Raw genomic sequence first — 23,614 nt, 5'->3', positions numbered from 1 at the left:
TTTCGCGAATGCGCTATCGTCAAGCGTGATAGTTGGATGGCCGCCTCAGCGTAGCGCTAAACTCTTGTGTTTTAGGATCATCAGTGTCGTGGCGAGACTGAGCAGTAGCGTGGTCACGGACAACGGAATGCGGAGCGCGATCCTTCGAAGTTTGACGGATGTCGGACCAGCTAAGCCCGTCGGATACTTACCGGTCTATACGATCAAACGGTTTCTCGATACGACTCCTAAGGCTCTCGCTGCTGCCGCCGCGAGACGCGGGCTCGCCTCGGCGCATTTCACGACACGAAACACAGTTATCCGAAGCGGAGCACTCTACGTCTACGATCGTGACGCGCTGGATAGGCTGCTCGACGAAAAGGCCGAGGCAGTTGCCGCGGCCGGCCTGCCGCTGACCGCAGATACGTTTGTGGCACACATCGCTGCGGTGATCTATGACACGGGCAGTCCCGCGCACCGGATAGTAGCGGCCGCGTTCGGCGAGCCTTTCTGTGAGGTAGGTTGAAGCCCCATGGGCCTGTTTTCTGATTTCGCGATTGACATTGACGATCTCTAATTCCTCGAGGCGATCCTCGTCGATGCGTGCAATGAGCTGAAGATTTCTCCAGACCATCAGGGCTTCGTAGCCCGGGTTGTAGACCTGCGCTCCCAAGGCCAGTCGCGGGAGGAAATCCTTCGAAGTCTTAGGACCGAGTTCGCAAGCGGGCAGAAACATAGTTCCATTGATCCATGAGGACTGTGGTGAATGGGATCGAGATGCTAACCTGCCGGTATGACGAACAAAGACCTGATCGACCAAGCTGCACAGCTCATCAGACCCCACCAGACGACAAGCGGTCGATTGTTTGGCGACGTCGGGGCGGTGGTTGTTACCGCCACGGGAAATCGATATGTAGGAGTCTGCGTCGATACTCCAAGCTGGGGCCTGTGCGCGGAACGAAGCGCAATGGCCGCGATGATTTCAAATGGCGAATACCGTCTTCGCAAGCTTGTCGCCGTGTGGCGCAATCAGAAGACAGGACAGCTTCACGTTCTGCCGCCTTGTGGCGTCTGCCGGGAATTCATCCGCCAGGTCAACGATGAAAATCTCGATGCGGAAATCATTCTTGACGGCGAACGTACCAAGACACTTCGCGAGCTGATCCCAGAGTGCGATTGGCCGGAGCCGATCACCTAAAGGAGTTTGTGCAAGGCACCCTTTGACGCTCATAGCGCTCAAGTTGCCCGCCCGTGCTAGTCTCCGCACCGCTGCGCCAGCGATGCCAAGAGCGTGCGGACCTGCGGTCTGGCGACGATATCAATGGCATCAAACAACGGTACGCAAAGCCGCTCTCGAACATCGCTTTCGGGATAACAATCGGCAAGCTCGTTCCCGAATAGAGCGTGCACGGTGACGTGATACCGAGTGCCGTTGCTGTCTTTCTCGTATTCGAAAGTGCCGATCGGTTCGGCAGTCGCCGAACCGACCATCCCGGCTTCTTCGAAAGCCTCACGCTCGGCAGTCTGCGCGCTCGACTCGCCGTGTTCGACCGTTCCCTTGGGAATTCCCAGTCGCCTGTGCGCTTGCTACGAACAAGCACTACTTGAGGCGCTTCGTCCGGCCGAGCTACCAAACAAACTCCCGCGGCTTGATATACCGTCTTCTGGGGCGTGGACACCCGCAACGTTGGTTCACGCTCAAGCAACATAGTGTCAGCCGATTTCTAGTCGATGTGATGGGAAACCTGTATGTCACAAATCTGTCATGTGGCAAACAGGGCAAAGAGCGCCCGGACTGTTCGACGGGTTGGTGGCCGCAGCACCTCTACCGGGGAAATCACGACACAGGTAAGAAAGGTTCGTCGTGGGTTGACGTGATATCTGCCATTTCATCGGCGTCTCGCATCCGGTCGTGCACGTTTTCGGGGCCTGCTATCGACGCGGCGATAGCAGTCGCTTTCTCCCGATCAACGTAGCCGGCAACATAGCCTTCTAGCAGTACGTTTCTGCCCACCATGCTTACAAGGATCGATGAGCTTTCCAGTTCCGCGGACATGGCAGCCTGCACGCTTGCAAGCTGATCGTGGGCGAGGGTTTCCGGCTCGAACGTCATGGCAGTCCTCCTTCTTGGTGGGAAGGAAACAGCTGGAAGACGATTTGGTTCGGTGTCCGGGACTTAGGTCCAAGAAGGCTGTGAGCGTTCCCGCAGTCGATCTTGATCATCGCTTGTCCGTGGATATCGATTGTCCGGCAGATACCGGCGTCATAACTACCTGTCCGACAACGAACAGGGTTGCGCAACACTCAAAATAGGAACATGCCAATGGTGCTCAGCCCCATGATGAGCGCCGTAAAGCCGCTGATATAGACCATCCAACGCGGCGCTTTGAGTTCTCCCATGATGGCCGGGTTTCTCGCCATCATGACCATCATGACGATGATCGGTGTCGCAAGCACACCATTGACGACCGCGCTCCAAAACAAGGCCCTGACGGGATCGAGCCCCACCATCGTGACCGCGACGCTTCCGAGCGTGGCGAATACGATTGCGGCATAAAAAGCCTTCGCCTCCTTGGGCTTCTTGTCGAGTCCTTCCGACCAGCCAAAGCTCTCGGCTACGGCGTAGGCTGCAGAACCCGCAAGAACCGGAACCGCGAGAAGGCCGGTGCCGATAATTCCAACCGCGAAGACCGCGAAGGCGAACTCACCCGCGACCGGCTTGAGGGCTTCCGCCGCTTGCGCCGAGGTCTCGATCTGGTTGGTGCCGTTGACGTGCAATGTCGCCGCGGCCGCGGCCATGATGCAGATTGCCACAAGATTGGAGAAGCCCATGCCGACGATCGTATCGATACGGATACGGCCTAGTTCTGGCTCGGCCATTTCCGGAACCCGCCGCAGGCGCGTGAGCTTGCGGCGTCTCAGTTCTTCCACCTCTTCCCCTGCTTGCCAGAAGAACAGATAGGGGCTGATCGTGGTGCCAAGGATGGCCACGAAGGCGGTGAAGTTGTCTCCAGTGAACTGGAATGTAGGCATGACGACGCCGCTCAACGCCTGGCCCCAAGGCACACCAACCACCAAAACGACGCCGACATAGGCGAAGAGCGACAATGTCAACCATTTCAGTACGGAGACATAGGCGGAATATGGAACGAACACCTGAGCGGTCGCGCAAACAATACCGAAAAGGAGGGCGTAGAAGACCTCCGGCCCGCCAACGAGCAATCTCAGGGCGGCTCCCATCGCGGCGAGATCGGCTCCGATGTTGATGAAGTTCGCAATAAACAGCAGGGCCATCGCGAGGTACGCGAAATGAGGATGGTAGTGGAGCTTCAGGTTCTTGGCGAGGCCTTTCCCCGACACCACGCCGATACCCGCGCTCAATCCTTGGACCGCTGCCATGAGCGGGTAGCTGAAGAGCATAGTCCAGCCAAGGGTGTACCCAAACTGCGCACCTACTTGGCTGTAGGTGGCGATGCCGCTCGGATCGTCGTCCGCCGCACCTGTGACCAGACCGGGCCCAAGAGCCTTTAGAAGGCTGGGGCTTTCCTGCTGCGAAGACTGGGCGCGAGGTGAGGAAGCATCCATTGCCGTGAGCACTGTTTCGACTGAGACAAGAATGCGTGAGATCGATCTGAGTTCCGAGCGCCCTATGCTAAGTCACCGTTAACAAAGGCATACTGGCGGTCGACCACCGACACACGGGGAGACCACGGATAGAACTCGTCGTCGGCAATGACGTAAATCGCAGTTCGGTCGCCTCATAAGAGCGACATTTGGGATCGTGGCCTATCTGCGTACGGTCGCGGGTAGATGTGGACGTCGCGCTCTCACACCCTTCTGGACGACGTTCAGCGTGACTATGCCTGCCTCATCGGCCGCACGCAAAAACACTTCCCGGAACTGTTCTGGCGCAAGTTTCCCGCTCATCGCGTCGACGCAGGCTTTCACGGCAGCGATGTATTCGTCCCCGTCGTTCCGAGGCCAGTCCCTCACCAGAACACACGCCGCATCTCCCAGAGTCCGTACGATCTTGCGTGTCGCCGGATCACGCAATGCAAGCCCCACCGGGGTAAACGCCGACGATGTATTCCAGTACATGTTCCCGCCCCAATGCGCCTGCACGACCTTTCCAGCCTGCAGTATAACCGCACGCTTTATACCTTGGAATTTAAAAATCTGTGAGGGGAACTGCTTGGAACGCGCAGATTTCGACTTGCAGACGAAGAACGGCCTATTCGTTGTAGGAACAATTATGTCTAATGCCAGTTATCCTCAAAGAAGAGGGCAATGCCATGCCAAGAATCGTTAATACGCGCAAAATTGTTGTTTCGTCTGATCGTCTTAATGACTGCAAGGAATATCTCGAAAGCGAATTTCATTTGATGATCGATCATGCCCTCAGCGTCGGCTGGTCTCTCGATGAAGTAGCCGTCGCCCTCGACGGCCTCGTCGCGGAGGAGATCACGGTGCCCGAGCGAGCGATCACCCTTCATTGAAATACTAGGAATTTCGGGTTTGTCCCGGTTCTGTATCGGTCGAGTAAGGGAGTTCGGCTTCCTTCAACGCCAATAAGAACGACTCTCGAGCGCCTTCGTCTGAAACATGTCCTTGATCAACGCCTTCACATGCTTCAAGGGCTGCGATGTAAGCCTTGCCGTCAGAGACCGGCCAACGGGCCGATAGAAGACCGAACGCCTGTTTTGCCGATCTCACGGTGATCGACTTTCGCAGATGTAAAATAACGACACTTCTCCACAAGACATATGCTCCATCGCCAGCGGGCAACAACCCGCCAAAAGGAGCGTCCGCTTCGTCCAAACTTCAGTTTACGACGAAGGTTCCTCACGCTTGTTTTCACCCATCCTGATGTCCAGTGCCTGTCGCAATTGGCATGCTGACAGGTCTGTATTCGCACTCAGAAGATCAACCGCGGCAGCGTATGCGGCTTGCGCGCAATCCCCATCTGCGTCGATGGAGTTCGCGCCGCACCAGTCGGCTATTACCTTCGCGAGCATCTCTATGTGCCGCTCCGAGAGTTCCGGAAGATTTAGGAGGTTTAGAGACATTAATGGGGCTCCACCTGAGGCAAGAGCACGTCTGATCTCCCAATCGGCCTCGCCCTGCTAAGATCGCCAACTGGAGCATTATAGGCTTTATATTGCGCCACGGTATGACGGTCCGCAATGGGCCGAGGTCGGAGTGGCAGCGACCAATCGTATCAGTCCGCCGGCTGCGCTACTGCTGAAGAGACCGCATTTCTGAAAGGCTGATTACCTTGTCTGCGGCTTTCCAGAGAGCAGTACCCAGATGCGACGCATGTTCTGGAGCCGTGATGAAATCCGATCCTTTGCGGGAGGAGCCAACATGCCGTTGCGGAAATCGACCCAGGCCCGGGCCTCCAGCCTCGTTTTTTCGGCCGAACCTTCCTGGTCGACGAGTGGACTGCCAGCTTGATGATCGATGACCGACCACATTCCGTTTTCGAGTGCTTGTATCTCGTAGCGCTGCATGAATGGAGCCATAGATCGGATGCTCCACATCAGCCTGAAATCCCGGTGAAATCAACTAGAGAGTGCGTCGCTCCGGCCATACTTTGGTGAGATGGTGAACCCTCGGTTACCCGCAGCAGGGAGGTAGGAATACCTTCCGAACAATAGGGTTCGCGAAACGACGATGGCGGGAGCGTGAAGATCACGCTGACCTCGGAAGAGCGGACATCTTCCTAACTGTGGCAGACAACGGGGCAGGGTGCCCGCCAGACCTTGACGGCGAGATCGGATCGAAACTCGCGAAGCTGATGGCGGCGCAATTCAGGCGAGGTGATCAGGCAGCCCTCGGAGAAGGGGTCCCGTGTCGAGGTTAGGCTGAGATAGCCCGACGAGAAAATGATTCTATTGTCATCTCCAATGACCGTGATCGAGCCGAGATCGACGGTTCGAGGATACGTTCTAGTAGGGCCCGTTCGCCAATGCTTCGGTCTCGCCGACAGGTCCCTCGGCGGTGGGTTCGGACGAACGTACATCATTTATTACTTCGCACCTGCGGTAATTGTAATACGATTCAAAGTGCTAAATAACAACAAAAATCAGTTGCTTACTCGAAGTTTCTCGACTACGTTTTTTGCAAGAAGAGTTCCGAAATATCCGCCCTTGCCGGCGATACTCAGCGGTCGTTTGATCTCGCTTGAGGAGGATGAGTACATTGTTTGTCCGACTTCGTTTCTTCGGGGTGCAGCGAGTGCGTGAGCTCGTCTCGATCCGATACCGACCTGCGACGGCAAGCTGACGCGTCGTAAACCCTTTCCCACTTTCTAAGATGGTGCTCCCGTGTGGCGCGCCCGAGGTTTGTTATGCAAAAGCAAGCTGTCGTATTTAACGGGCAGGAAGTCGGGATCGCCGTCCCTGTCGAAAACCGCCTCAAATTCATCGCTGTCCGCTTCAATGTCATCGACCTGGACAACAGGCTCTTCGACACGGTCATCGAAATCCGGCGAGCCATTACAGAGCATCTGGCCTCCAGCGGTCGTGCGATCATCTCGCACTGAATGGCAGGAGATTCTTCAACGTTACGGCACAACCAGGATTGCAGGCTCTGAAACCCTGCAAGGCTGCCGCGTTCCAACTTGTGGGGAGATCAGGAATGTTAGTCACGAGCATCCAAGAAACCGAATGGGCTGTGCTATCACTGTCCGTTCAATCTTGGTTTAGGCACTACAAGGCCAAACCGGACGACAAGACATCGGAAATAATCTGCAGCGCCGCAATCGACCTTTTCAATCGCGGCCATCGTACCCAGGAGGAACTCACCAGTATATTAATCGCGCGGTTCCCCCTGATCGCGCCCGCGCCCGCTGCCCTCCATTAATCGATCCGCGGCACGGGGTACATCTCGAACCCCACCGCGCTCGAAATCCGATTTAAGGCCAGCAACAGAGTCTAATAGGAGACTGGATGACGCGCCTCACTGATTGGCGGGGTTAGGTCACGCGCCTTTTTCGTATTTCGGCGGTCGCCGCAGCTCTTGACAGAGACGACCTGGCACAGTCGCACTTTTTTACGACTTGTGGTTATGCCACCGCGCTTGCTGTATTCTCCTGCTTCGTCCAGAGAAACTCCCAGCGATCCAGCCAGTACGCATGACCGACTACGATCGGCCGGCTTGGTCGAGGCTCCACATTCGGTCGGGGCATCCTTCGGCCAGCGATGCGAGGAGCGCGCGGACCTGTGGCCAGGCGACGATATCGACGGCCTGCGCCGGCTGTCAATTCATTGAAGCGTCGGGCCGCGCGGAGCGTCGCTTGGGAGCAGACCGAAAACTTGCCTCCGCACGACCCAACTCTGGGATAGGTAGGCCGCCAGGTGGAAAGGCACCCGCGTCCACTGAAACAACCCTATTGTCCCGCCCCAGTTCCCGGCCTTTACAAAAATCCCTTATTTTCGCGGGACCGACGTCGCAATAGCAGAGGTGCCGAAGTCCCCGACGCAAAAGTGCAGTTGAGAACACTATTCCCCGCTACCGTTCTTGCGGAAAGAAATCCCCGCTTCCACGGGGATTGGTAGGTGGGGGTGTTTCTTTGGCTTTCGCGCATCTGAGCGCTGCACAACTATTTTGCATGATGTTTTATTTCTGCACAATAAGTAATACTTTTATCAATTAGACTTAGATGCTGACGATAAAGTAAACGTGATTATACGTCCGCGCTCCAAAGAATAAATCAACTAGAAATCGAATGAAAAATTCATATTATTCATCGAGCCGCTCAGCGATTATTTTGCTTACCCCAAGCAATGTGTCTCCTGTGCGCTGGGCGGCCACCCTGATTGACCTCAGTCACAACGATCGTTGCTCCTCCACAGGCTCCAGATGCGCACGAGGCTTTCGTCGGCCGACGCCGCCTCTGCGTCGCCAAACAGGATTGCATTAGAGAACCAGGCGCGTCGCCCGAGGTTTTTTAAACCCAATTGGCCATTGGATGCAGAAGGTAAAGAAGGGGGATGGACGGGTCACTCCGCTTTCCTCTTTGGACTGGTGAGGGGTCGCCGCAGTGACGTCAACGAGGCTGCGGCGCGGAAGGATGAGGCCGCAACCCTGTGGGCGTCGTTTCGGGTTCGCTGTTGGCCCTAAAGCTTCGGGGCCGCGGCCGCATTCCCTACGTTCTTGGCTCGCGCGGCATCGATCCGTTTTCTGGCGTCAGCATTGTCGGCATCGAAATCGTGCACGAGATCGAGCTGGTCCATCATCTTCATCTCAAGCTCGTTTGCCAGACCCGTCGGGTCGCCCCGAACGACGAAGTCGATATAGATGCCGCACATGCTTGCGGCTTGCTTTGCTTTCTTCGCCGTGAATTCGTCAAGCCCGACCGGGAAGTCGCTGGTGCCGATGCAGCCCAATGGCGATTCCAGTTTTTCGGCTGTTGCGCCTTCGGCACCGAATTTCCACGCTGCCCAGATGTCATTCCCAGATTTATCCGTGACTGAAGGCTCGCCGAATTTCTGAATGGCCGCCGCAAAAACAGACTCCGTCGTCGGTCGCTGCGACGGCCTGAACTTCAACTCGCGGCTGTCCGCACAAGAGCAGCGACAGCACCGTTGCACAGATCGCCAAGGAAGTCCTCTCGATGACGAAGATCAACTGGAATTCCACCCAAATGAACCAGAAGCTGCCAATCCCGATCCGGGCGGCGCGTAAGGTCGGCGAAGTTCTCAAATATGTGGGGGACGGCAAGGTCAGTTCGGACTACACGAGGTATATGTAGATAGCCCGCGATGCCTGTGAATTGTCTGAAGAAAAACTGGTTTACCGCTGTTCGACGCCAACATCACTTGGTACGTCTTTTCCACGAGGTCTCCCCTCGCATACGCGCTGTCGTAACTGCGGCGTAAGAGCAAACGTACCTACAATATCGTGCGCGCCACATAATGCTTCGAGCATGGCGTGATTGGAGGGAGACCTCGTGCCACATCCCGGCGTCGTCTTTGGCGGCCTCAAGTTTCGCGCGAGTGTGCCGGCCGCGCTGACGAGCGAAGCTGCCCTTCTAGCCCATCTTGGAGTAACGGCCGCCGAACTCAAAAAAATCTGGTGGTTTCGTGGTCGCATGTATCACGAGTTCGAAATTTCGAAGACCCTGGGGAAGAGCCGGATTATCAGTGCACCCGATCGCCGCCTGAAGATGCTTCAGCGAAATATCGCGTCGCTGCTCGATGAGATGTACAAACCCCGACATCCCGTACACGGTTTCGTTCCGCATCGGTCCGTCGTGACAAATGCGACTTCATATTTCCGAAGCAAATTTGTTGTAAATCTCGACATCGAGGGGTTCTTTACTGCGATATCGGAGAATCGGGTCGCCGGTCTCCTCAAAGCTCTCGGCGTGCAGAGCGGCGCGGCAGACATCGTTGCCCGCATATGCTGCAACCGGGGATGCCTTCCTCAAGGCGCTCCGAGTAGCCCCGTCATCTCGAACATGATCTGCTTCGCCATGGACAAGGAGCTTCAGCGTTTCGCCAAGGCGGCTCACTGTATCTATACTCGCTACGCCGACGACGTCTCGTTTTCGAGTTATCAGCCTTTGACGGCCCTGTTTGATGCCGGGCTTCCCGCGAGTGGCAACTTTGACCCGGGCATCCTTGCTTCGCGGTTAAAGGCGGCGTTCGTCAATAACGGCTTTGCGATCAACAAAGCCAAAACGCATTATGCCGACAGGCATTCCCGTCGGATCGTCACCGGGTTGAAAATCAACGAAGGTTTGAACGTCGATCGACGCTTCATCCGAGACGTCAGGAGCACGCTGTACTCGATTGACAGCCTTGGTCTCGCTGATGCACAGAAGAAGTTCGAGGACAAATACGGCGGTACCTGCGAAATCTCGAACTTCCTGAAAGGGAAAATCAGCTGGATTGGGAGCGTGAAAGGACGATCCGATCCTGTTTTCCGGAGCTTGGCTGGGCGTTTCAATGACAAGTTTCCCGCGAAGGCCTTCAAATTGCAGCCCACGAGGGATGAGGTACGAAAGCGCGCAGTTTGGGTGATAGAGCATTTTGTAGGGGATTTCGCGCAGGGAAGTGCGTTCTTCCTAAAGGGTGTTGGGTTGGTGACGGCGTCGCACTGTGTTGTGGAAGCCGCCGCGGCCGGGGCTGAGATCGATGTTTATCATCCCACCAAGCCTTCCAACGTCTTCAAGGCGACCGTAAAACAGCATTGTGAAATCAGAGACCTCGCCATCCTGGACCACAACATTCCCGAGAACGAATTCTACGAACTTGAAATTTCCGAGGAACAGTTTGTCGTTGGGGACTCACTCTCCGCGCTCGGCTATCCCAAATTCGCTCCTGGCGACGGAATGAACGTCAGGAACGGCAACATTAGCGCATTTTCCGTCAAGCATGCAGTACCGCTCATCGAGGTGACCCAAATGCTGACTCAAGGAATGTCGGGAGGACCCGTTGTCGACAGCGGCGATAAGCTCGCCGGCATCATCCACAAAGGTGGTCCTGAGGAAGGCAGGGACTTCGCCGTTCACGTCAAGGCTCTAACCGATTGGCTTGGCCTGTGACCGCAAGGTGACTACTTGGTGGCCGAGGGGGCACTCATTCGCACGCGCTCCCAGCGGGAACACAATTCTCTCGTAAGTCTGATCTATCTAATTCTCTATCTTTGCCCGCCAGCCGTCACCTACGCTCTCCTCGGCGTTATGCCACGCCTGCATGAGGCCATTGACAAGATCGACCAGCGGAAGGCCCATGAGGTCGTCGGGAAGTTCGTCCCATTCGCCAGCAGCCCTCTTGTCGATGACCCGGTTCATCTCCTTCAGGTTTTCCTCGGCCCCGCAGACAAGGTCGTCATCAGTCAGAAACTCCTCGACGGCGAGGTCGTGCCGGTCCGCCTGCTGCTTTAGCCATCCGTCGAAGTCCGGCAAACGAGCACCTCTGGGTTTCAGCAGTTCCTCGATGTGCCGGTATACCCCTTTGATCACCTCCCGGTTGGCGTCGGCCACCTCAAGCGTCTCAAGGGTGGCCTTGAGCTTCTTTTTGAAGTCATGGGTCATGTAGAAGGTCTTCCCGGGCTTCTGGTAGACGACCTCGGCCTTTTCCAGCCGCCGCATGTAGGCCAGGACCTCATCGTAGGCCGACTTGAAGTCCTCGGCCAAGGCGGCGATCTTCCGCGACATCTCGGTCTTCATGAAAACGAGGTCCGGCTTTTCCCATTTCCGCTCCCTGAACCTGTCCACCATGTCGATCGGCGACACGGTGGCGGGATATTGGGTGTCCATGAACCTGTAGAACACGGCGGCCTGCCATTGGCGGCGGGGAACGATGAACGCCGACGGCCGGGTGTCGTCCGCATCCATGAATTCGTCGAAGCCCCACAGCGACATTTCCTCGACCAGTTCTGCCGCCTTCCGATGTCTGGCGGATGGTGGCTCTCGATAGACGGCTATAAGCCGCTCGGCTTCCTGACGTTCCTTCTCCTCGATACGACGGCGCTCCTCGGCGATCTCCGCCGCTTTGACTTTCACCTCGGCGCTGTGGATCAGCTTCCGCGGGGCGGTGTCCAGGATGATGTCATCGAGTTCGTCGAGCGGGTGGCGCTGATAGCTCGAAACGGTGATTTCCAGAACTTCCACGCCCATGGCGTCCAGCTTTTCGATTTTCTCGGGAGGGCAGGGATGGGTGTTCGCGATCTCAATGAACAGTCGTCGGCCGTCTGACATCGTTGCGATGACGTCCGGGAAAACCTCTCCCGCCGCGGTTTCCAGGTGGACGTCCGTGAGTTGGATGGATCGCTCGGGGGATACCTCGACTGGCTTTCCGTCCAGGCCCGGCGTGGTCGTGGCTGGCAGGGTCACCCGGCAATGCTTGGCGATGATTTCCTTCGCGCGCATGTGGAGAGCTGTTTCCCCCGATGACACGCAGTCTACGACGTTGTCCTCTGGGCGGTGCGCGAAGGAATGCGCCCGAGCCGTCGGATCGAAGCGGTTCCTGGCGATCAGCCGCCTGCCGCATCCGAAGCAGACGCATCCGCAGTCCCCACCGTTGGCGACCTCGGTGATACGACGCGGCAATCCATCGCTCACGTCCTTGGCAACGAGGATCATGCCTGTGTGGTCTGGGAACAGGTCGGCAATTGTGGCTTTTGTCGCCATATGGGCCTTGAATCGCTGTGGGTGCGAAAGGCTAGCCCGGAATCGTTGCAATCGGAAGGTTGCCCACACTTCTCTCGATTTTTAGTGAGGCGAACTGGCCCGCACGATGCTTAGAAATTTGCGCCGGCTGCCATATGACTCGAAAATATCCAGGAGGGCGTGGCTCCAATGGGTAAGGACGGGACAATGGGCGCATGGGAAGAGCTGCTGATTGAGAGGATGGACTTGGCTGAGGCAACGGGAAGCTGCGCCACCCAAAAGCATCTGGTCGCATCCTTCGCGGACAAAGTTCTTAACGAAGCGGATGAAGGCCTGAAGCACCGCTTTGCAGAGTTTGCGACCCGGGTAGAGGCCAATCTCTCTCACGAGATTGAGCACGGAGACAGAAGCCTTTTGGTACAAGATCATCCGTTGAACATCAAGCTCACTGAACTCGGTCTACGTGATACACGTTAAGCCCGCCCAGTTTCATAGGCCATAGGTATAATTCCCAGCCTGCGGCTTCGTGGTGAGCGGGGCATTGCAGACGAGCGTTAGCCCGGCTAGGCCGTTTATGTCCGGTTATGCGCAACACGACGACGTGGTCGAAGGTGAGCAGCACGCCGATTTCGCAATCTGTTGCTCCGCTAGCCAGCGATCGCGCGGCTTACAGCTGGCCGGCCGCGGTACCAAGGCAACGCTCAAAGAACCGGCTTGGCTTTCCGGGAGGTCTGCGCAGAAGAGCCGCATGGGTTCGATGCCGTCACTGACTTCGAATGTCAGCTTCGCCGAGCCATCGAGGCCGACGTGTTCGGACACCTTGCGGATAATCGCGGAGAACTTTCCGGCCGTCATGTGGGATCGGCCGTCCTCTTCGATATCCCAGAGCTGTACGAAGATTTCGGACCATGCTTCGGGGTTCGCGCCGCAATCGAGCGCCGAAAACTGACCCGCCTTCACCTCGGTGACGTGATAGCCGCCTCTGATCTCGCGGCCGTCGTAGGTGAAGACAAGCGGGAGATCAGGCTTGGAGGCGATATTCGAGAGGAGGTCTCCAAGAGTGATGTCCGAAGCCGCCAAAACGTCCTTGCTGATCGAGTTCATATCCGTTACTCCTTGGTTCAATGCTTCAAGGAATATTGAAATATGGAAGAACGTCAAGCCCTCATGTCTTTCGCCGCGCTTGCTCAGGAGACGCGCCTGGCGGTCGTGCGCACTTTGGTCGTCGCCGGTCCCGACGGCATGGCGGCCGGGGCGATCGCCGAGAAAATGGGCGTCTCGCCTTCGAACATTTCCTTCCACCTCAAGGAACTCGAGCGCTCGGGGTTGATCGCGCAGAGGCGGGAATCCCGCTCGATCGTCTACAGCGCCAACTACGATGCGCTCTCGAGCCTGGTGACGTTCCTGATGCACGATTGCTGCGCGGGACATCCACGGGTGCTCGGCGTTCCCGAAGGCGAGGGGGATTGCTGCTCGGCCGCGCAGCCGGAAGCCAACCAGCATGCGTGAAGCCAGGAACGCGATTTCGCTCGCGACGATCTCCGCCCTCGGCCTCACGCAGATCATCGGCTACGGGACGCTCTACTACTCGTTTTCGATCCTCGCGCCCGGTATGGCGAAGGACCTCGGCGTGACGCTCGAGCAGGTCTTCGGCGTCTTCTCGGTTTCGCTGTTCGTTGGCGGGCTTTCCGCTCCGGTGATCGGGAAGCAAATGGACCGGGTAGGGGCAGCGACCGTTCTGACCCTCGGTTCGCTTCTGTCCGCCCTGACGCTGGCGCTCTGCGCATGGTCGCCGTCCGTAGCCGTCTTCGCGCTCGCCATCGTACTGTTGGAGATATCCTCCGGGATGGTTCAGTACCAAGCGGCTTTCGCGGCGCTTGTCGAAAGCGATCCCAGGACAGCTCCCCGGAGTATCACCTACCTGACACTCATCGGCGGCTTCGCCTCGACGATCTTCTGGCCGATTTCGGCAGCCCTGATGGATTACTTGTCTTGGCGGGAAATCTATCTGATGTTTGCCGCTCTCAACCTGTTTGTCTGCATGCCCCTGCATTTCTGGATGATGCGAAAGGGCAAGGCGGCAATCGCTAGCGGTACCATCCGCGAACGGGAACGGGTAATCGGCGCGATCCCTCCGGAAGCGCGACGGGGTGCGATGGTCGTCGTCTCGTCCGCCTTCGCCATCCTCGGGTTTACGCTGGCATCCATCCTCGCTCACATGGTCCCGATGCTCGGCAATCTCGGTCTCGGGACGGCCTCGGTCGTCATCGGTTCGCTGTTCGGTCCCGCGCAGATTTTGAGCCGCCTGATCAATATGATCTTCGGTACACGCCTGTCGCCGCCCGTGCTTGCGGTCATTTCGGCTGCGCTCATGGTGACTGGGATCGTCATCCTCGGCGTGAGCGGAAGCTGGCTTCCGGGAGCCGTCGCCTTCGCGGTCTGCCTCGGGTTGGGTTCCGGAATCAACTCGATCGCACAGGGCAGCCTTCCGCTTTATCTGTTCGGCAGCGATGGATACGGCGCGATCACGGGCAAGATGGCGGCGGCACGGCTCGCGTTGGGAGCTGCCGCGCCTTTTGTCTTCGCGATTGCCATGGAGCAGATCGGCATCGGCCTATCCCTGTTCGCCACCGCAGCTCTCGGGACGGTCGGCATGGCCGCCTTCATCAGCGTCGCCATGTCGACGAAACGGAGCCTCGTCGCCGCTGGCTGATCAGATCGACTTCAACTGGACCCGCTGTTCGAGCTTGGCTGCGTCTTCCTTACGCTCGCTGTAGCGGTCGGTCAGGTACGACGAGGCGTCGCGGGTCAGCAGCGTGAACTTCACCAGTTCCTCGCAGACGTCGATGACACGGTCGTAGTAGGACGACGGCTTCATCCGTCCTTCGGCATCGAACTCCTGATAGGCCTTTGCGACTGAAGACTGGTTGGGGATCGTGATCATCCGCATCCAGCGGCCGAGAATGCGAAGCTGGCCGACGGCGTTGAACGACTGCGAGCCGCCGGACACCTGCATCACCGCGAGCGTCTTCCCCTGTGTCGGCCGCACAGAGCCGACGGCGAGCGGAATCCAGTCGATCTGGGACTTCATGACGCCGGTCATCGCGCCGTGGCGCTCGGGGCTGACCCATACCTGACCCTCGGACCATTCGGACAGCTCCCGGAGTTCCTGCACCTTGGGATGGCCGACTGGTGTTTCATCCGGCAGGGGAAGGCCCTTGGGATCGAAGACCCGGACCTCGCAGCCCAGGCGCTCGAGCAGTCGGCGTGCCTCGTAGGCGAGCAAACGGCTGTAGGAGACTTCTCGCAGCGAACCGTAGAGGATCAGGATGCGCGGCTTGTGGGTCGAGAACCGCGGGCGGAGCGCATCGAGGTCGGGCTGATGCAGGTGCCGCTCTTCAAGCGCTGGGAATGCTTCAGACAATTCGCTTTCCTTTCTCGTCGAGAACCTTCTCGCCGTCTTCCTTGGTAAAGGCACCCTTGTGGGTGTCGGGCAGGATATCGAGGACGGCTTCGGACGGGCGGCTCAGACGGGTGCCAAGCGGCGTGACAACGAACGGGCGGTTGATCAGGATCGGGTCCTTGAGCATGGCGTCGAGCAACTGGTCATCGGTCAACGAAGGATTGTCGAGACCAAGCTCTTCGTAGGGCGTTCCTTTTTCGCGGATCGCCTCGCGAACGGTGAGGCCTGCGTCGGCGATCATCTTCACCAATTCGGCTCGGGATGGCGGCGTCTTGAGATATTCGATCACGGTCGGTTCGATGCCCGCGTTGCGGATCATTTCGAGCGTGTTTCGCGACGTCCCGCATGCGGGATTGTGGTAGATGCTAACGTCCATGGTCATGTCCTTTCGGTGACGGTGTTTCGGGAAACGGCGGGCGCGGCCTCGTACCATCCCTTCGTGCGATTCACGATCCAGACGACAGAGAGCATCACTGGCACCTCGATGAGGACACCGACGACCGTCGCGAGCGCTGCGCCGGACTGGAAGCCGAACAGGCTGATGGCGGCCGCGACCGCGAGCTCGAAGAAGTTGCTGGCTCCGATGAGTGCCGACGGTCCGGCGACGCAATGCTGTTCACCCGACATGCGGTTTAAGAGGTAGGCCAGACCGGAGTTGAAGTAGACTTGGATCAGGATCGGCACCGCGAGAAGGCCGATGACGGCGGGCTGGGCGATGATCTGCTCTCCCTGAAAGCCGAAGAGCAGGATCAGGGTGGCGAGCAGGGCCAGAAGCGAAAGCGGGTGCAGCTTCGCTAGGAGCCCGTCGAGTGCTCGTGTCGTACCGTCGGCGGTAAGTCTCTTGCGGACGATCTGGGAGATGGCGACGGGGATCAGGATGTAGAGGACCACCGATATCGTCAGCGTGTCCCATGGGACAGTGATCGCCGAAAGGCCCAATAGCAGGCCGACGATGGGTGCGAAGGCGACGATCATGATGGCGTCGTTGAGGGCGACCTGCGACAGGGTGAAGTGGGGTTCGCCCTTCGTAAGGTTCGACCACACGAACACCATGGCGGTGCAAGGCGCGGCCGCCAGGATGATCAGGCCCGCGATGTAGGAGTCTATCTGGTCTGCCGGCAGGAGAGGGCGGAACAGCCAGCCGACAAACAGCCAGCCGAGAAGCGCCATCGAGAACGGCTTGACGGCCCAGTTCACGAAGAGGGTCACGCCGATCCCGCGCCAGTAGCTTCCGACCTTCGCCAGCGAACCGAAGTCGATCTTTAGGAGCATCGGGATGACCATCAGCCAGATCAGCACGGCGACCGGGATGTTCACCTTGGCGATCTCGGCGGTACCGATGACGTGGAAGAAGCTCGGCATCACATGGCCAAGCGCGATGCCGACGCCGATGCAGAGGAAAACCCAGACGGTCAGGTAGCGTTCGAAGGTGGACATTTCACTCGGCCTTTGCGGATTTTACGGATGCGCCTTCAAGCGAACCGATCTGTCGTACATGTTGCTCCAGCGCCATGCGGTCGATGGAGGCCAGCGGCAGGTTGATGAAGGCGGTTATGCGGTTCTTGAGGAAGCGCGCGGCCTGTGCGAAGGCTCGCTGGATTTCGACCTCGCTGCCAGTGACGGCGGCGGGGTCTTCGACACCCCAGTGCGCCGTCATCGGGTGGCCGATCCAGACCGGGCAGGCTTCGCCCGCGGCGCTGTCGCAGACGGTGAAGATGAAATCCATCTCTGGCGCTTCGGGTTCGGCAAAGACATCCCAACTTTTCGATGAGAAGCCCGTCGACGGATAGCCGAGAGCGGCCAGTTCCTTGAGCGCATGCGGGTTCACTTCGCCCTTTGGCTGGCTGCCTGCGGAGAAGGCCCTAAATCGTCCAGCGCCCTCTTTGCTGAGGATGGACTCAGCGAGGATCGAGCGTGCGGAATTGCCCGTGCACAGGAAGAGCACGTTGTAGGTCTTGTCGGTCATGGTCGTGGTCCGTCGTTAGGTCGGAGGCCTGGTCAGCCTCATGATCGTCGCCGATGCGGGACAGAGCCCCGAAAGCTGGCGGGTGGAAAGGATCGCTCGTGGCACTTGGTCGCGGCCAACAGCCACAAAGCCGAGGTGCTCGAAGAACGGCGCAGCGTTCGTCGTCGCGAGATAGACTTCGGCGGCACGGGGCGTCCGCTCGAGGGTCATTTCGGCGAGACGCCGCCCGTGACCCTCGGACCTAAATGACGGCAGGATCACCATGGATCGCAAGAGAACTGCATCGTCCGAGGCTGTCTCGATCCCGGAGTAGCCGATGACCCGGCCTTCGAGGTCAGCTAGCCGGAAGTATGACCGTCCCGGTTCGTCGATGTCGTCTGTCGGCAGCGCCGCGCCGGCCAGCGCGGCCTTCAACTCGTCACAAACATCGATCGGATCGAGCTTCAGTTCACGCACGGCCCGGTCTCCGGAGAACAGCATGGGGTGAGATCGGCAATCAGGGGAGCGCATAGCTCGGCGTTCCCGCCGCAGCAGTCCTTGAGAAGGAACAGCGTGAGCGCGCGGAAGCTCTCGAGGTCGGCACGGTAGATGATCGAGCGGCTTTGCCTCTCGCTCCTGACGATGCCCGCGCGAGACAGGGTCGCCAGATGGGCGGACATGGTGTTTTGGGGTACATCCATCATGCGCGCGAGTTCACCAGCCGGAATGCCGTCTGGCTCGGACTTCACAAGCAGGCGGAACGTTTCAAGCCTTGTCGTCTGGGCGAGGGCGGCCAGCGCCGCGATTGCGTTCTTTGATTCCATATATCCAGAATAACGGATATATCGAAATAGTCAAGACGTGGCTTTATTCGACTCATCTGTGATTTGATATCGGCGGCCGATTGTTGTCGGGGCAGGGATTCGAACCCCGCGTCACAGCTCGAAAGCTGGAAGCAACCTCGGATTCCCGAGGGATGGGGAGAGCGCCGCGCTCCAATTACGCTTACGCCCGACTGAGGCATTAACTCCTTAGCCTTGCAACGGTTCCTGGTACACTTCAGCCTCCGATGCATAAAGACCGACGGCAATACAGACAGTGCATAACCCAGTCCATGCAGTTGATTTCTGATGTGGGGGCCAATAGCCTCAGCTTATTCGTCAGGCGGACCAGACGAATAAGAACATGAGGCAGCCGAAACTGCCCGAAAAATCTCCAAGCGGCGACCAAGCCGCCCGCCAAATTCCCTTACTAGGAACAGAGCTTGCGTCAATTTTGGCGCGCTCACGGCCGTTTGGAGATGACAATGAAATTCGCCTTTGTAGATGGAATCCGTCAGGAAGCGACGACCGGACTACGTGGTAGTTGCCCTGGTTGCGGCTGGCCGACACTGGCTAAATGCGGCGTCAAGCGCTTGCACCATTGGGCCCACGTCAGCACGGCTGTTTGCGACCGATGGTGGGAGCCCGAGACGGAATGGCATCGAGCATGGAAGAACGAGTTTCCCGCTGATTGGCAGGAAATCCATCACCGGGCTACGGATGGCGAGGTTCACATAGCGGACGTCAGAACACGGAGTGGTACCGTCGTCGAGTTCCAGCACTCGGCGATCTCGCTAAACGAGAAAGCGTCTCGAGAGGCATTTTACGACCCTATGGTTTGGATCGTGGACGGCACGCGACTTAAACGAGACCTGACGTCGTTCCGCCAGGAAATCACCACAACCGCCCCTTCGGCCGAGACCAAGACGCGGGCGTGGGTCCTGTGGGATCAAGCATCGCCAATCGTCGAGCGTTGGCGGGGAGGGACCCGCCCGGTGTTCCTGGATTTTGGCGACGCTGAATTTGCGATCCCTTGGCTGCCCGCAACGGGAGTTCTCTGGCTAGTGAACTATGTTCCACGAGAGCGGGTTGTCGTGACGCCCGTTCTCCGGCAGAGCGTGGTCGACCACCTGCTGTCGGGAACGCCAATCAAGGGGTTTGCGAGGCCAATGCCGTTTCCGCCGCCTAGATCGCCACTGCCGGGTTTTCAGGGGCATCTGACGAGGACGCGAGCGCGGCGTCCCAGATTTTAGGTCCTTATCGAATACCGAAGTGGAAACGCTGGAGGTGCCTCGCGTCGGAGACCGGCCTAGAGATGCTGTGCCGATCTCGGAGCATCCAAGGAGTGTAGCGACTGATCGTTTTCAGAAGGGACGTATTAGCAATCAACGCGCTCATGGAGGCACGTGCTATCCACCCATCGTTTCGGCCACCGCACCGCGGTGGCCAGCATCATTGTCTCCGGCACTGGATAGACTACTGCCTCATTTCGGGAGGCAGGGTATGAGGCAATACATCCTGTAAGTACCTTAAAATTTCGCGTGCCAGTTCGATTGGCTCGAGGCGGCGAGTCTTGTGGCCCGGAGGGAGATAGTCGTAGGTGAATTTTCCAGGATCGAGGGCGCTATCGTCGATGGCGCGCCCGTGTTGATGGTAGTATTCATAAGCCAATTGCTGCGCCGCCTCCGCGATAAGCTGAAGGCGTTGTCGTATCGCAGCTGCGGCGGGTTCGTCTAACATTTCGTCGAGAGCCATCTGCGATTGCTCAAGAAAGGCCATAGCTTCGCGGTATGCCCGCTCTGCCTCGGCGGGATCAATTGCATGTATGTGTCGCGCGTAACGCAAAAGCGTTTCCAGCATTTCGATGACTCCACTGTGTTCTGTGGGGTCTTTAACTCGCTCAAGTTAATGCAGAGTTGCGTTATCTCTATCCGATCGGCGCATATCGCCCCACACACCGATCTGACGTTTAAAATCCTGTACCAAGAAATTCGCGAAATTGATCGTGAGGGTGTGTTCAGCCGAACTCATTCTATGCGACGGGAAATGTTGGGTCCCAACCCCAGAAAGGTTCGCTGCCAGTCCGAATCCGCACTCGCAAAAATGCAATAGCAATGTAATCGCGCCAGCGGCGATCTCCTGTCGCATGATGCGCGTTTCGCCCAGGGACGGGACTGGGCCATGCCATTGGAACTCATTTTCGAAAAACTGCCGGTATATCCCAAGGAGAACGCTGATCGCGTGTTCGACGACGTCTGACGGAGCGCTGGATTTTTGCCTCCGCCACAAGTCCAAGTCGGTTGCGAGAACGCCTAGACGTTCTTCGATCAAGGATGCGCTGCGCGAATAGTGGAGGCTGTCTTCCCGGTGGCATATTGGCATAGCCGTCTCTTCCTGATTGCTCTGATGGCAATTGTCGCCTGATCGCGAGCCGGCGGAAACAGTTTGGCAGCCAATCCTGTATCTGAGTACACGTGTGTCGCTCCCAGGGGCAGCGAGCCTAGTCCTCGAATTGCCGACCATCGACAGATTTGATGTATCGAAGAATTGCGGTCACGCTGTCGAAGATGAACCTCGCTTCGTCGGGATCGATCAGGTCAGGATTGTCGTGTGCTAACGAGTTGTTGTTGCGGATTTCGTTCATAGCCTCGAAGACGCTGATCGAACTCCTGATGATCCGTTCTGACATCTGCGAAAGGTTGCGCTGCGCACCAAGGTGCTTGATGTAGCGTCCGACGCGGGAGTGCAGCGGGTCATCAACGCCACACTCGCCGCCTCCGTGCTTTCTGACCAAAGACGCGAAACGCTTCATGCAGTAGGTATGGAGGCGATCCAAGGCAGCGTGCGGCTTCTTGGCGTCGAGGTCACGACGGATAGACGCCACCAGTTCGTCGAGGGTCTCGTTCGGTTCGAACGTCTCGATCGCAGAGGTATCGATGTCCTGGCTCGCCCCTTCGAAACGGCCAACGGTAGTGAAGAAACTGGCCTCCAGCTCCTGCTCGCGTGCGGTCCGCCCCCGAGTGACCATCGACCCGCGGTAGTCCCACAGCTCGCGTAATAGTTTCGCTACCGAAGATGCAGGGGCGCGCTCAATGAAGGACCTCAGTCGCTTGGCCTTTGACGTTCCGCGTCCATTGAAGAGAAGTCCTTCAGTCTCTGGATCGATGCCAAGCGTTTCATAGAAGAAGTCGTTGAAGGTTCGGTCGGAGAAATCCAAGACATAGCCTTCGCCCATGTTGAGCGCCTGCTCCAGCATGTCTCTTTCGGCACGGGGGACAAGCTGTTCGTACGTTTTGGTCATTGCAATCCAGATTGAAGCGCCCTGTGAGCAAGACGTCGTGACGACAGTCCCGGACAAGGTCTATTTGCGAAAACAGTCAACAAAACAATGACCTACCCTCAGGTTGCAGAGTTGGTCAAGGGTATTTGACGTAAGGCGTATACCTGAGCAATGGTATGTGAAGAAACAGCCACACGTACGTGAAGCCGTCTTCTTGAAAGCTCAACGATTTCAATGGGGATGTTGTCAAACGTTTGTGACGAACTACATCTGATTGTCCTTCGCAGCAGATGTCTGCAATTTCGAAGACTACGTTTGTCTAATGCAGCCATAGGATCAGCGTTCGATTCGAACAGAGTCGGGCGTTAATTTCGTTTTGGAAGGGCGGAAAAATGCGAAAAAGTGGAGCAGTATACCCCTATACGTATCCCTCGGGAAAACACAGGAGCCTTGCACCTGCGGCTTCTGTCCGTTGCGAAAACTCGACTGCAAGGGACAGAGCACCTTCGCCATCCTCTCGATTTTCGACAGTCTGAGCGGCTGCAATGCGGACGGCTCTCATTTCTTACGTTCTGATATCGACCTAGCATCATCGATGATCAGGTCAAAAGGAGCGACTCGCAACCACCCGCTCCTTTTGCTCGCTGTGAACGACGGTCAGAGCAGCGATGCCGGCTTCATCGGCCGCACGCAGGAACGCGTCCCAAAATTGCTCCGGAGCGATCTGACCGCTGATCGCATCGACGCAAGCCTTGACAGCAGTAACATATTCTTCGCCGTCATCGGAAGGCCAGTCCTTGAGCAGCATATATGCCGCGTCGCCGAGGGTGCGGACGATCCTGTGAGCTGGCTGGCCGCGAAGAGCCAGCCCGACGGGCGTGAATGCAGAGGTTGCGTCCCAGTCCATTGTCCTCAACCCGCTCAAGGCAGGGATTGTAATCCCGAAGTCTAATATACGCGTGTATTCCAAATTCGTAATTGACGATTGGTTACCCACCGTGACTTGGTGTGAAGGTATGCCGCTGGAAAGGAGTGGGCGCTCTACGATGTCGGAGCGCCCCAAGCTGCATCGGCTATTGTTGCGATGATGGCCGATGGCAGACGCTCTGATGACGGGATTGGCCAGGTTTTGCAACGCAATCCTCATGCCTCGCCTTCGACTAGTTCCTGTCAGCCATTCTTCCTTCGGTGTAATTGCAACTTTACTATTTCTCCTGTGCCGACATTTGCGGCGTCGAAAGTTGTCCGCCTCTCTTGCCGACTACCGTTTAGCAGCTGTTAAAGGATTCGCCTTGGTATGCTGATGTTGTTCTTTATCCTTTTTGTTTTGCCGTACATCGTCGGTTTCGTCGCGCTCGCGTTCTGGCGACCGGGGTGGACGCTTATGACGGCAACTGTCGCAATGGTTGTTCTCTATTTGTTTTCCAGAGGAACAGGGGATGGCCCTGGCGCGTTTGCGGCGGATGCCTTTCCAGCTGTCCTCGGGGTTGGAATTGCAGCCGGGCTAATAACAGCGTCATTGCCATGACGTCGAACTATCGAACTGGCTACATCGTGGCGACAATGTTCCCTCCTGGTTATACCGTAATCAGGTACTTCTGAAGCCGTCAGGACTATCGCTACTGTCTGGAAGGGTTACCTGGGCGCGGACCATCGCTCCTAGTATTCAGCGATTAGCCCCCACGAGGCTTGGTGCTTGTGCACTATCGTTCGTACATGGCGTTCAAACAATACCTTCCAGCCAAATTACGGCCCCGTCGCCAAAGCTTCGGCCCCTGGCGGTCTTTCGACGATGCGGCCGGACGAACGTACATCATTGTTACTTCGCACATGCGGTAATTGTCATACGATTCAAAACGCTAAATAATCATAAAAATCAGTTGCTTGCTCGAAGTTCTCGACTACGTTTTTTATAGAAGAGTTCCGAAATAACCGGCCCTCGCCAGCGATACTCAGCGGTGGTTTGACCTTGCTTGAGGGAGGATGATGACGTTGTTTGTCCGAC

At 57.5% G+C, this 23,614-nt stretch carries 30 protein-coding genes; 11 read left to right on the top strand and 19 right to left on the bottom strand.

Features of this window, described 5'->3' with window-relative positions:
• Positions 1-187 precede the first annotated feature (187 nt).
• The gene (locus tag QWJ46_RS05480; RefSeq protein WP_302749580.1) at positions 188-715 is read right to left on the bottom strand and encodes a hypothetical protein; all 528 of its coding nucleotides are present in this window, start codon (positions 713-715) and stop codon (positions 188-190) included.
• A gap of 57 nt (positions 716-772) precedes the next feature.
• On the opposite strand from QWJ46_RS05480, the gene QWJ46_RS05475 reads away from it, so the two are divergent.
• Positions 773-1,177, top strand: a complete 405-nt coding sequence (locus QWJ46_RS05475; protein WP_302749579.1) for a cytidine deaminase — start codon at positions 773-775, stop codon at positions 1,175-1,177.
• 56 nt (positions 1,178-1,233) lie between these two features.
• Here the strand turns inward: QWJ46_RS05475 and QWJ46_RS05470 are convergent, their stop codons facing one another.
• From QWJ46_RS05470 to QWJ46_RS05455, 4 genes are all read right to left on the bottom strand, one after another.
• Positions 1,234-1,545, bottom strand: coding sequence for an NUDIX hydrolase (locus QWJ46_RS05470; RefSeq protein WP_302750259.1), 312 nt, complete (start codon positions 1,543-1,545; stop codon positions 1,234-1,236).
• A 271-nt stretch (positions 1,546-1,816) separates the two neighbouring features.
• Entirely contained in the window at positions 1,817-2,092 is a 276-nt protein-coding gene (locus tag QWJ46_RS05465) for a BON domain-containing protein (protein ID WP_302749578.1), read from the bottom strand.
• Positions 2,093-2,283: 191 nt separating this feature from the next.
• On the bottom strand, positions 2,284-3,564 hold the full coding sequence (locus QWJ46_RS05460) for an NRAMP family divalent metal transporter (RefSeq protein WP_302749576.1): 1,281 nt from the start codon (positions 3,562-3,564) through the stop codon (positions 2,284-2,286).
• 201 nt (positions 3,565-3,765) lie between these two features.
• Complete coding sequence (locus QWJ46_RS05455) at positions 3,766-4,077, bottom strand: DUF982 domain-containing protein (protein WP_302749575.1); 312 nt, start codon at positions 4,075-4,077, stop codon at positions 3,766-3,768.
• A 161-nt stretch (positions 4,078-4,238) separates the two neighbouring features.
• Between QWJ46_RS05455 and QWJ46_RS05450 the strand changes: the two genes are divergently transcribed.
• The gene (locus QWJ46_RS05450; RefSeq protein WP_302749574.1) at positions 4,239-4,475 is read left to right on the top strand and encodes a hypothetical protein; all 237 of its coding nucleotides are present in this window, start codon (positions 4,239-4,241) and stop codon (positions 4,473-4,475) included.
• 4 nt (positions 4,476-4,479) lie between these two features.
• Here the strand turns inward: QWJ46_RS05450 and QWJ46_RS31245 are convergent, their stop codons facing one another.
• Positions 4,480-4,737: a DUF982 domain-containing protein gene (locus tag QWJ46_RS31245; protein ID WP_368046079.1), complete on the bottom strand. Its 258-nt coding sequence runs from the start codon at positions 4,735-4,737 to the stop codon at positions 4,480-4,482.
• 512 nt (positions 4,738-5,249) lie between these two features.
• A complete protein-coding gene (locus tag QWJ46_RS05445) occupies positions 5,250-5,489 on the bottom strand; it encodes a hypothetical protein (protein WP_302749573.1) in 240 nt (79 codons plus the stop codon).
• Between the two features lie 839 nt (positions 5,490-6,328).
• Here QWJ46_RS05445 and QWJ46_RS05440 point away from each other — a divergent pair.
• Together QWJ46_RS05440 and QWJ46_RS05435 are read left to right on the top strand one after the other, a co-directional pair.
• Positions 6,329-6,523, top strand: a complete 195-nt coding sequence (locus QWJ46_RS05440; RefSeq protein ID WP_064710028.1) for a hypothetical protein — start codon at positions 6,329-6,331, stop codon at positions 6,521-6,523.
• A 95-nt stretch (positions 6,524-6,618) separates the two neighbouring features.
• Positions 6,619-6,843 carry a hypothetical protein gene (locus QWJ46_RS05435; protein WP_302749569.1) on the top strand — a complete coding sequence of 75 codons (225 nt, stop codon included), beginning with the start codon at positions 6,619-6,621 and terminating at the stop codon, positions 6,841-6,843.
• A gap of 1,256 nt (positions 6,844-8,099) precedes the next feature.
• On the opposite strand, the gene QWJ46_RS05430 is transcribed toward QWJ46_RS05435, so the two are convergent.
• Positions 8,100-8,531 carry a hypothetical protein gene (locus QWJ46_RS05430; RefSeq protein ID WP_302749567.1) on the bottom strand — a complete coding sequence of 144 codons (432 nt, stop codon included), beginning with the start codon at positions 8,529-8,531 and terminating at the stop codon, positions 8,100-8,102.
• A gap of 65 nt (positions 8,532-8,596) precedes the next feature.
• Between QWJ46_RS05430 and QWJ46_RS05425 the strand changes: the two genes are divergently transcribed.
• The gene (locus QWJ46_RS05425; RefSeq protein WP_302749565.1) at positions 8,597-8,734 is read left to right on the top strand and encodes a hypothetical protein; all 138 of its coding nucleotides are present in this window, start codon (positions 8,597-8,599) and stop codon (positions 8,732-8,734) included.
• 198 nt (positions 8,735-8,932) lie between these two features.
• The gene (locus QWJ46_RS05420) at positions 8,933-10,531 is read left to right on the top strand and encodes a reverse transcriptase domain-containing protein (protein WP_302749563.1); all 1,599 of its coding nucleotides are present in this window, start codon (positions 8,933-8,935) and stop codon (positions 10,529-10,531) included.
• Between the two features lie 87 nt (positions 10,532-10,618).
• On the opposite strand, the gene QWJ46_RS05415 is transcribed toward QWJ46_RS05420, so the two are convergent.
• On the bottom strand, positions 10,619-12,121 hold the full coding sequence (locus tag QWJ46_RS05415) for a hypothetical protein (protein WP_302749561.1): 1,503 nt from the start codon (positions 12,119-12,121) through the stop codon (positions 10,619-10,621).
• Between the two features lie 168 nt (positions 12,122-12,289).
• Between QWJ46_RS05415 and QWJ46_RS05410 the strand changes: the two genes are divergently transcribed.
• Positions 12,290-12,577 carry a hypothetical protein gene (locus QWJ46_RS05410; protein WP_302749559.1) on the top strand — a complete coding sequence of 96 codons (288 nt, stop codon included), beginning with the start codon at positions 12,290-12,292 and terminating at the stop codon, positions 12,575-12,577.
• Between the two features lie 105 nt (positions 12,578-12,682).
• Here QWJ46_RS05410 and QWJ46_RS05405 read toward each other — a convergent pair whose 3' ends face one another.
• Positions 12,683-13,204 (bottom strand): DUF6428 family protein, encoded by a 522-nt coding sequence (locus QWJ46_RS05405; protein ID WP_302749557.1) that lies wholly within the window; start codon positions 13,202-13,204, stop codon positions 12,683-12,685.
• Positions 13,205-13,246: 42 nt separating this feature from the next.
• Between QWJ46_RS05405 and QWJ46_RS05400 the strand changes: the two genes are divergently transcribed.
• Together QWJ46_RS05400 and arsK are read left to right on the top strand one after the other, a co-directional pair.
• Complete coding sequence (locus QWJ46_RS05400) at positions 13,247-13,609, top strand: helix-turn-helix transcriptional regulator (protein WP_302749556.1); 363 nt, start codon at positions 13,247-13,249, stop codon at positions 13,607-13,609.
• Positions 13,602-14,813 (top strand): arsenite efflux MFS transporter ArsK, encoded by a 1,212-nt coding sequence (gene arsK / locus QWJ46_RS05395; protein ID WP_302749555.1) that lies wholly within the window; start codon positions 13,602-13,604, stop codon positions 14,811-14,813. The genes QWJ46_RS05400 and arsK overlap by 8 nt, the downstream gene beginning before the upstream one ends.
• On the opposite strand, the gene arsH is transcribed toward arsK, so the two are convergent.
• Genes arsH through QWJ46_RS05365 form a run of 6 tightly spaced genes read right to left on the bottom strand, consistent with a single transcriptional unit; the run spans position 14,814 to position 18,332 of the window.
• On the bottom strand, positions 14,814-15,524 hold the full coding sequence (gene arsH, locus QWJ46_RS05390; protein ID WP_302749554.1) for an arsenical resistance protein ArsH: 711 nt from the start codon (positions 15,522-15,524) through the stop codon (positions 14,814-14,816). It lies immediately after the preceding gene.
• On the bottom strand, positions 15,517-15,945 hold the full coding sequence (arsC, locus tag QWJ46_RS05385; RefSeq protein ID WP_302749552.1) for an arsenate reductase (glutaredoxin): 429 nt from the start codon (positions 15,943-15,945) through the stop codon (positions 15,517-15,519). Before arsC ends, arsH begins: the two co-directional genes overlap by 8 nt.
• Positions 15,942-17,000: an ACR3 family arsenite efflux transporter gene (gene arsB, locus QWJ46_RS05380; protein WP_302749550.1), complete on the bottom strand. Its 1,059-nt coding sequence runs from the start codon at positions 16,998-17,000 to the stop codon at positions 15,942-15,944. Before arsB ends, arsC begins: the two co-directional genes overlap by 4 nt.
• A gap of 1 nt (position 17,001) precedes the next feature.
• Positions 17,002-17,529 (bottom strand): arsenate reductase ArsC, encoded by a 528-nt coding sequence (locus QWJ46_RS05375; RefSeq protein ID WP_302749549.1) that lies wholly within the window; start codon positions 17,527-17,529, stop codon positions 17,002-17,004.
• A gap of 15 nt (positions 17,530-17,544) precedes the next feature.
• Positions 17,545-17,985, bottom strand: a complete 441-nt coding sequence (locus tag QWJ46_RS05370; RefSeq protein WP_302749548.1) for a GNAT family N-acetyltransferase — start codon at positions 17,983-17,985, stop codon at positions 17,545-17,547.
• Positions 17,973-18,332 carry a helix-turn-helix transcriptional regulator gene (locus QWJ46_RS05365; RefSeq protein ID WP_302749546.1) on the bottom strand — a complete coding sequence of 120 codons (360 nt, stop codon included), beginning with the start codon at positions 18,330-18,332 and terminating at the stop codon, positions 17,973-17,975. Before QWJ46_RS05365 ends, QWJ46_RS05370 begins: the two co-directional genes overlap by 13 nt.
• Before the next feature lie 476 nt (positions 18,333-18,808).
• Here QWJ46_RS05365 and QWJ46_RS05360 point away from each other — a divergent pair, with 476 nt between their 5' ends.
• Positions 18,809-19,582, top strand: a complete 774-nt coding sequence (locus QWJ46_RS05360) for a competence protein CoiA (protein ID WP_368046075.1) — start codon at positions 18,809-18,811, stop codon at positions 19,580-19,582.
• Positions 19,583-19,805: 223 nt separating this feature from the next.
• Here the strand turns inward: QWJ46_RS05360 and QWJ46_RS05355 are convergent, their stop codons facing one another.
• The 3 genes from QWJ46_RS05355 to QWJ46_RS05345 form a co-directional block, all read right to left on the bottom strand.
• Positions 19,806-20,189, bottom strand: a complete 384-nt coding sequence (locus QWJ46_RS05355; RefSeq protein WP_302749543.1) for a hypothetical protein — start codon at positions 20,187-20,189, stop codon at positions 19,806-19,808.
• Positions 20,190-20,829: 640 nt separating this feature from the next.
• On the bottom strand, positions 20,830-21,585 hold the full coding sequence (locus QWJ46_RS05350) for an abortive infection family protein (protein ID WP_302749542.1): 756 nt from the start codon (positions 21,583-21,585) through the stop codon (positions 20,830-20,832).
• A 628-nt stretch (positions 21,586-22,213) separates the two neighbouring features.
• On the bottom strand, positions 22,214-22,516 hold the full coding sequence (locus QWJ46_RS05345) for a DUF982 domain-containing protein (protein ID WP_184453000.1): 303 nt from the start codon (positions 22,514-22,516) through the stop codon (positions 22,214-22,216).
• Positions 22,517-22,906: 390 nt separating this feature from the next.
• On the opposite strand from QWJ46_RS05345, the gene QWJ46_RS05340 reads away from it, so the two are divergent.
• The gene (locus QWJ46_RS05340) at positions 22,907-23,137 is read left to right on the top strand and encodes a hypothetical protein (protein WP_302749539.1); all 231 of its coding nucleotides are present in this window, start codon (positions 22,907-22,909) and stop codon (positions 23,135-23,137) included.
• Positions 23,138-23,614: the final 477 nt, after the last annotated feature.

The organism is Rhizobium sp. CBN3 (genome assembly GCF_030518245.1).
GTDB classification, from domain to species: domain Bacteria; phylum Pseudomonadota; class Alphaproteobacteria; order Rhizobiales; family Rhizobiaceae; genus Rhizobium; species Rhizobium aethiopicum_A.
This window is presented reverse-complemented; position numbering and strand designations above follow the sequence as displayed.